At 50.1% G+C, this 8,254-nt stretch carries 1 protein-coding gene; it reads left to right on the forward strand.

Annotated features, from left to right (window positions below; translation table 11 throughout):
• On the forward strand, positions 1-8,254 hold an 8,254-nt coding region (locus BU200_RS09635; protein WP_142237044.1), incomplete at both ends, for a DNRLRE domain-containing protein.

Raw genomic sequence — 8,254 nt, forward strand, 5'->3', positions numbered from 1 at the left:
AGGCGGGTGACGCAATCCAACAACCCAAGGTGGTGGCACAAGAAAGTGATGCCGAAAGCGCTTTGAAAGCCCAATACGGTGAACCAGTAGCCGTTAGTGGTCAAGAACAGCTCTATCGTGTGGATGATACCCACTTTGTGACCCATATTGGCAGTAGCGTCAAGACCTATATTGACCAAGATGGGGTCGAAGTCCCAGTGGACTTGTCGCTTTATTCCTACCATGCCAATGGGCAACATTACTATCTCCCTAAAGAATCACCCGTAGGTGTCGTGCTCCCTAGTGAGGTCAAGAAAGAGACCCCCATTGATGTGATCCATCAGGAGGAGAAAATCTCCCTCTATCCTCTTGAGAAGACCTACGACAAGGCAACCGTTGAGCAGAATGCCATTCTCTACAACAACGTAGACGGGGCTACGGACGTGCAGTACACTGTTCAGTCCAATGGGGTCAAGGAAGAAATTGTCCTTGCCAAGTGGGAAGACAAGCACCGCTTTACCTATGGCTTGAAAGCCGACAGCTATGATGTTTCCTTAGAAAACAATCAGGTCTTGGTGCGTGAGAAAGGGCAATCCAAGATCCTCTTTGTCCTCACTGCCCCCATGATGGTGGACAGTAAGGGCGAGACCAGCCAAGACCTGACCTTGGAGTTGGACAAAAAAGACGGCAACTACCGCGTAACGGTTGTCGCAGGCAAGGACTGGCTCTCCAGCCCAGAGCGCGCCTATCCTGTCCGGATTGACCCGACTGTTACCGTTCCTCGGGAGAATATCCTCAACGCTGTGACCAGTACTGTCCACGGTCGCTACCTAGGTCTTGGTTATGGCTATGTCGGCTATATGACCAATTGGATGATTGGTGTTCCAGACGCCAAGGACATCGGACGCTCTCGGATCTATTTTAAAATCAACTATGATTTTAAACAGAATATTCCCTCTGAAGCCAAGATTGATAGCGCCACCCTCAATCTCTACCAATATGGTTCCCCAGGAAATACGAGTACCCAATTCGGAGCCTATCGCTTAACCGAGGATTTTAATATCCATACGCTCACTTGGGACTCGTCTGTGACGCTTGGTCGCGAGATTGCAGGTGAGCATGCGATTAGCGCCAAAGCGACCCCAGCTGAAGACTATCAGAAAATGCACCGCTTTGATATCCGTGAGACCGTCAATGGCTGGGTTCAAGGGCTCTTTCCCAACTATGGGCTGGTCGTTGCAGCGACCGACGAGGGCGCAGATGGTGGCGCTTTTTATACGACCGAAGCCACCGCAGAAAATGCGGGTCAGATTGGCTTTACTCCTGATAAGGCTCCAAGCATTACCGTGAACTGGTCGGTACCCGATCCAGTAGATCTCAACTATGCGCTTAGCAACACCACCATCAACCTGCGGACCATGGTTAAGACCGACAAGAAGGGTAAGCTCCAGTTCCAAGGGGTCTTTGCGGATGGTCTGACCACACCTGGTGCTCAAGTTTCCTACCACTTGAGTGATGCCTCTAAGAATTACACAGGTCAAAGCCCTGCTAGCTATTCCTACAAGTATCCCAATACCAGTCCTTTTGAATCGGCCTTTGAAGCAGGGACGACCAAGTACCGAGACAAGCTCTCCAACTGGCAGACCCTGGTTCCCTTTACCGATCCAGCCCTCAATACCCTCTATACCATTGATGCCGAAAGTAGAAAAGACGGTCAGTCCAGCGGGGAGAAAAAGAGTGACAGCTTCCTGATTTACAAGGTCACCCAATACGATACGCTGCCTAAGATTGCGGCTTACTACGGGGTTCCCCTGAACCAGCTTGCCTATGATAACCGGATTCAGGATATGTTGGTGGTCAAAAACAACACCCTCTTTATCCGCAATCCTAGGCAGAATGCGACCAAGCCCTATAATCCACCTGCCTTGAATGATAAGGTGAAAGCAGATGTGGACATGCTTCTGATGGGACGGGGTCTCCACTGTGAGTTCGGCTTTGAGCCCATTAACTTAAATACCGGGAACTTCTACCTAGAGCGGGTGGATGTGTCTATCCCTGATATCGCTGGCGACTTTGAGATTGCCCGAAGCTACAACTCCAAGGCGGCAGGGATCCATAGTCTCTTTGGTCGTGGCTGGTCCTTTGCCTTTAACGAGCAGGTCTCTAGTGACGAGGACCAGAACCTCTACTACACCCGTACAGATGGTTCAGTGGTGACTTTCACTAAAGAGGGGGATCGCTACAAGGCACCCGCAGGCTATGATTTAACTCTCAAGGTCAAAACCGTTGAAACCAAAGAGGGGGATTTTGGTGGTGAAGAGAAAGAGAAATATGAGGTCAAGGCCTACCATATCACCGATAAAGACCAGCAAGAAAAGGTCTTTAACTTCCACGGTCTTCTAACCAGCCAGACAGATGAAAAGGGCAATCAGACAACTTTTGACTACAATGAAAACTACCAGCTAACCAAGGTGACTTCGCCCACTGGTCTCGTGTACGGTATTACCTACAATGAAGCAGGCACTATCGGGGCGATTTCTCTTCCGAACGGTTCCACGCTCAGCTATGACTATGATCCAGATGGCAACTTGATCACCTATACGGATGCCATGGGTGTCCCGACCCGCTATGAGTATGACGAGAGGGGACGGATGACCGTTTGGTATGATGGTAATGGCACCAAGGTTATTGAAAATGAATATGATGATGAGAACCGTGTGACCAAGCAGACGGACGGTACAGGAGCGGTGTCTACTCTTTCTTATAGCGAGGGTCAAACCATCACCACAGACGCCAATGGTAACCAGACCACCTATACCTATGATGACCACTACCGCACAACCGGTATTCGCTACCCGGATGGCACTAGTAGCTCTAAAACCTATGATGCCAATAACCGTCTCGCCAGCGAAACCAATGAACTAGGTCAAACCACTAGCTACACTTATGACGAAAGAGGCAATGTCCTTACCGAGACCCGCTTTGATGGTGCCGTTAAGACCTCTACCTATGATGAGAAGAACAACCTCTTATCTGTCACAGACTTTGGTGGAGCGACCACCAGCCATGACTATGACGGTAAGGGCAATCTCCTCAAGACCATCTTGCCAGACGGAACTGCCCTTACGTACACAGTAGACAAAGAGGGGCGGATCTTGTCCACGACAGATGCCGCAGGCAGCACCACCAGCTTTGCCTATGAGGGAGCTAATCTGGTTCAGATTACCAACCCGCTTGGTGGCGTTTCCACCCTCACCTACAATGCCCACAACCAAGTGACAGGCATCACTAACCCTCGTGGGGGAACGACGACCATCACCTATGACGCAGAGGGTCGCAAGCTCAGCGAGCTAGACGCAGATGGTGTGGGTACAAGCCATACCTTTGACCAGGCAGGGCAAGTGATAGGGGTGACAGAGGGCAATGGCAATACTACCAGCTTTAGCTATGATGCCTTTGGTCGTAAAATCGGGGCTTCTAACGGAGAAGGAGGTAGCTACAGCTACACCTATGACGGGGTGGGCCACCAGCTGTCTGTGACAGACGCAGAAGGTCATACCACAACCTACACCTACGACAGCCGTGGTCACCTCTTGACGGAGACTGATGCGACAGGTAAAAGGGTCACCTTTGTTCGTGATGCCTTGGGTCGCGTGCTCAATCGGACAAACGAAGCAGGTCATACCACCAGCTTGACCTATGATGACAGATACAATGCCATCAAGACGGTGACGGACGCTCTGGGTCAAGTGCTAGAGCATACCTATGATGCCTCTGGTTATCTGACGGATGTGACCTATCCCATCGGCACAGCTACTCAGACCACTTATGATGTCATGGGACGTGTCCTCTCTTACACCGATGAAGCAGGCCAAACCGTCTCTTATACCTATGACGTAGTAGGAAACAAACTGACAGAAACCAAAGGTGATAAGACAACTAGCTATAGCTATGACAAGTCTGGTAATGTGACCTCTATTACCTATCCAGATAAAACCAGTGTGTCCTATACCCTTGATGCAATGGGCAATATCCTGTCTATGACGGATGCCCTAGGCAAGGAAACGACCTATGAGTATAGTCCAGCAGGACGTCTGATTGCGACCACCAATGCCTTGGGTCACAAGACCAGCATGACCTATGATAAGAACGGCAATCAAAATAGTGTGACCGACGCGGCAGGCTATACCGCCACCAGCACCTACACCGGTCAAAACCAAATTGCCAGTATCACAGATGGTCTTGGCAATACCACCACCAGCTCTTACAACCAGATGGAACAGCCGACAGAAATCGTGGATGCCTTAGGTGGGAAGACGACCTATGTTTACAATGAATTGGGCTATCCTATTGAGCAGACAGATGCCAATGGCAACGTGACCAAGATGCGCTATACAGAAACAGCTCAATTGAAAGAAGTCACTCTTCCAGATGGTTCGACCATTACCCAAGAGTATGACGCCTTGGATCGTCTGATTAAGCAAACACATTCCAGCGGTCTGGTGACAGAGTACAGTTATGACGCCGCCAACCGTGTGGTGACCAAGAAAGATAACCAAGACCTGAACGAGTCCTACACCTATGACAAGGCAGGCAATCGCCTGACCTTGACCAACAGTCTTGGAGAAGTGACGAACTACAGCTATGATAGTGACAACCAGCTAACCAAGGTGACCTACGCAGATGGCACCAGCGAGAGCTTTAGTTATGATGTGATGGGCAAGGTCGCAAGTTCCACCGACCAAGAGGGCAAGACCAAGACCTACCACTATGATGAGAATGGCAACCTGACCAAGACAGTTGATCACCTCAAGCGGGAGACAAGCTACAGCTATGACGCCCTTAATCGTGTGGTGACGGAGACCGACGCCGCAGGCAACACCTCCACCTACGCCTATGATGTCCTAGGCAACCTGTCCAAGATGACCGATGCCAATGGTCATGAGAGCCAGTATGGCTATGATGCCAATCAGAACTTGGTGCTCTATACCGATCCTAATGGTCAAGCGACTGCCTTTAGCTATGATCCACTGGGACGGGTGGTGGAGACCCTTGCGCCAACTGGTGCCAAACAAAGCTTTAGCTATGACGCAGTGGGCAACCGTCTGACGGAAACCACAGGAGAAGGCCATACCACCAGCTATACCTATGACAGCCTCAACCGTCTTGCCAGTGTTAAACGCCCAACAGGCGGAGAGACAACCTATGCCTATGACGGGACAGGTGGTCTAGCGACAGAAACAGACGCCAATGGGCACAGCACCCAGTATGTCAACGACCTCTATGGACGCACTACCAAGCGGACACTTCCCAACGAGGCAGTCTACACCTATGCCTATGATGGTCTGGGACGCCTTGCCAAACAGACGGGTCCGCAAGGTCTCGCTAAGAGTTATACGTACGACCTAGCTGGTAACCTGATCAAGGAAACAGACCAGTCAGACAGAACGAATAGCTATACCTATGACAAGGTGGGACGCCTTTTAAGTGCCAAGAACGCCCTTGACCTTGAAACCAAGTATCGCTATGATGAGGCAGGCAACCTTGAGCAGCTGACCAGCCCGTCAGGCGCAACCACCAGCTTTGGCTACACCAGTCTGGACCAGCTCAAGACCATTACCAGCCCGACCGGTCGAGAGATTGTTTCCAGTTACGACCCAGTCGGTCAAGTGACCAAGCGCACCATCAATGGGAAACGAGAGACCAGCTATCGCTACGACCCCAATGGCAACCTCCTAGAGGAGACCAATCCACTGGGGCAAGTGACCAAGCGGACCTATGACAGTCTCAACCGCTTGACCAGTGAGAGTGATACGGCAGGTCAACTCACCCTCTACACCTATGACCACGACAACAATGTCACCAAGGTCATGAATGAGGCAGGAGGACAAGCCACCATGACCTATGATGGCAACGGCAACCTCCTTAGCATCACTTCAGGTAGTGAGCGTATCAAGAGCTACACCTATGACGGGAAGGACCAGATCTTAACCGCTACCCAAGGGACGGGAGACAAGGCTTCAACGGCTAGTTACACCTATGACAGTGTGGGCAATGTGACCTCGATAACTAATGGGAATGGCAAGGTTACTCGCTACACCTATGACCAACTCTCCAATGTCCTTGAGAAGATGACCGCCCTTGGCGACAAGGAAAGCTATAGCTATAATGTCAATAACCAGCTAGAGAAAGTCACCAAGGCAGACGGTCAGACGATTAGCTACGACTACAATAAGCTGGATCAACTGCTCAAGGTAGACTATTCCAAGAAAGAAGACGGTCAAGTCCTCTATACCTATGATGCGGACGGGCGCAGGGTTTCCATGAGTGACCTGACAGGTACGACCCAGTATGAGACCAACGCAGAAGGGGAGATCACGGGTGTCCGTCAGGGGGATGGCAGTCTCATTCAGTATGCCTATGATGCCTTTGGCAATATCAGCCAGATGACCTACCCAGATGGAAGTAAAGTCTCCTACACCTATGACGAGCTGGATCGCTTGACTTCTGTGACAGATGTCAAGGGTAAGAAAACCACCTATAGCTACAACGAAGCAGGTGATATGACGGAAGTCAAACGTGGAGACGGCACCAAGAGCTTCTTGACCTATGACCAGGCACATCGGGTGACCGAGCTTCGCCATCTGGACAAGAAAGATAAGCTGATCTCGAGCTATGTCTATGAGTATGATGATGGCAACTACATCACCAAGGAGACCATCACGCAAGATGGGGAAACCCTCATTCAAGCCTATACCTACGATAGCCTTGGTCAAGTCGAGACCATGACGGTTTCAAGCAAGGCAGGCAAGGAACTGTCCAAGCTGACCTACACCTACGACCTAGCTGGAAACAAGCTGACCAGCGTAGCAGAAGTAGACGGTAAGAAAGAAGAGACCCGCTTTACCTATGATGACAACAACCGTCTGACCCAGTTAGAAAACAAGGACGGGATAACCACCTACACTTACGACAAGAATGGCAACCGGATCTCTTCTAAGAAGAATGATGAACAGTTAGACTATATCTATGACACCGAAAACCGCTTGCTTGCGGTCAAGGACAAGGAGGGTCTCCTTATGGCTGCCCTTTATGACGGGGACGACAATCGGGTATTTACCGCTAGCCGTAAGGAGGGCAAGTACACCTATAAACTCTTTAAACGCGAGGAGAAGAAGAAATCTCCTTACACTGCCCCAGCTGGTGAAGAACACAGTCTCTTCTGGTATGGCTTTAGTCAGAATGTGTTACAAGCCCTTTCCAGCCTCCCACAAACAGTGGGAACCATCTGGCATGAGATCTTTGACGATGTGTCCACCGCCTATCATAAGAAAGTGGCGAAAGATCGAGCCAATGAAGAGGGATTGGTGGTCAACCCACCAAGTATTGGGGAGCTTCCGGGTGAAGGTGAGGTAACCTATGCCAGCCAAGTCAAGGAAGTGCTTATTCCTTACACCACAAGAGAAGACAGCTTTAATTACTACGAAGAACGTAACTATGTCAATGATGTCAACCGAGAACACACCGAGGTTCTCCAGACCTATGATCGGGAACTCAAGGGAAGAGAAACCTACACCTATGGTCATGGTAGAACGTCTTATCACAACCATGAAACAGGCGACCATTACAACTACTTGACCAACCAGTCTGGCTCTGTGACAGGCTTGATCAAGGAGGGAGAAGCCGTAGCGTCTACGAGCTACAGTCTCTATGGTTCTACAACAAGAACGATAGATGAAACAGGTAACCCATTTGCCTATAACGGCGAAGCTCGAGACATCACAGGACTTGACTATCTGCGTGCAAGATATTATGATAGCCAAGCAGGAACATTCCTCACAGAAGACAGCTATCAAGGTCAACTGACTAACCCGCTTAGTCAGAACCGCTATGCTTATGTCCACAATAACCCAGTCAATTACACAGACCCGAGTGGGCATGTCGCTTCTTCTCCGTTTACCATGTTTTTAGGTGGTGGGAAACCTCGATATAGTCAACCTAGACCGCTGATTAACTATGAGGATGGAACACTTTACGCGCCTAATACGCCTGAAAATAAGGCTCATCAAATCCGTCAGCAACAGACAGGTGTGTATAGCTACACTTATGTCCCAACCTATGTTCCAACAGCTTCCGCTTATCAGTATATTCAGCAACAGGAATCACAAGTCAGAGCTCAAGCCCATGCACAGGCGGTCCGGTATCGTCAGCAACAGATCCGCAGTGAGTATGCGCAAGCAACAGGATACTATGGCACCCCTAGAACCCGTGAAGC

The sequence above is a fragment of the Streptococcus acidominimus genome (genome assembly GCF_001921825.1).
Lineage (GTDB): Bacteria > Bacillota > Bacilli > Lactobacillales > Streptococcaceae > Streptococcus > Streptococcus acidominimus.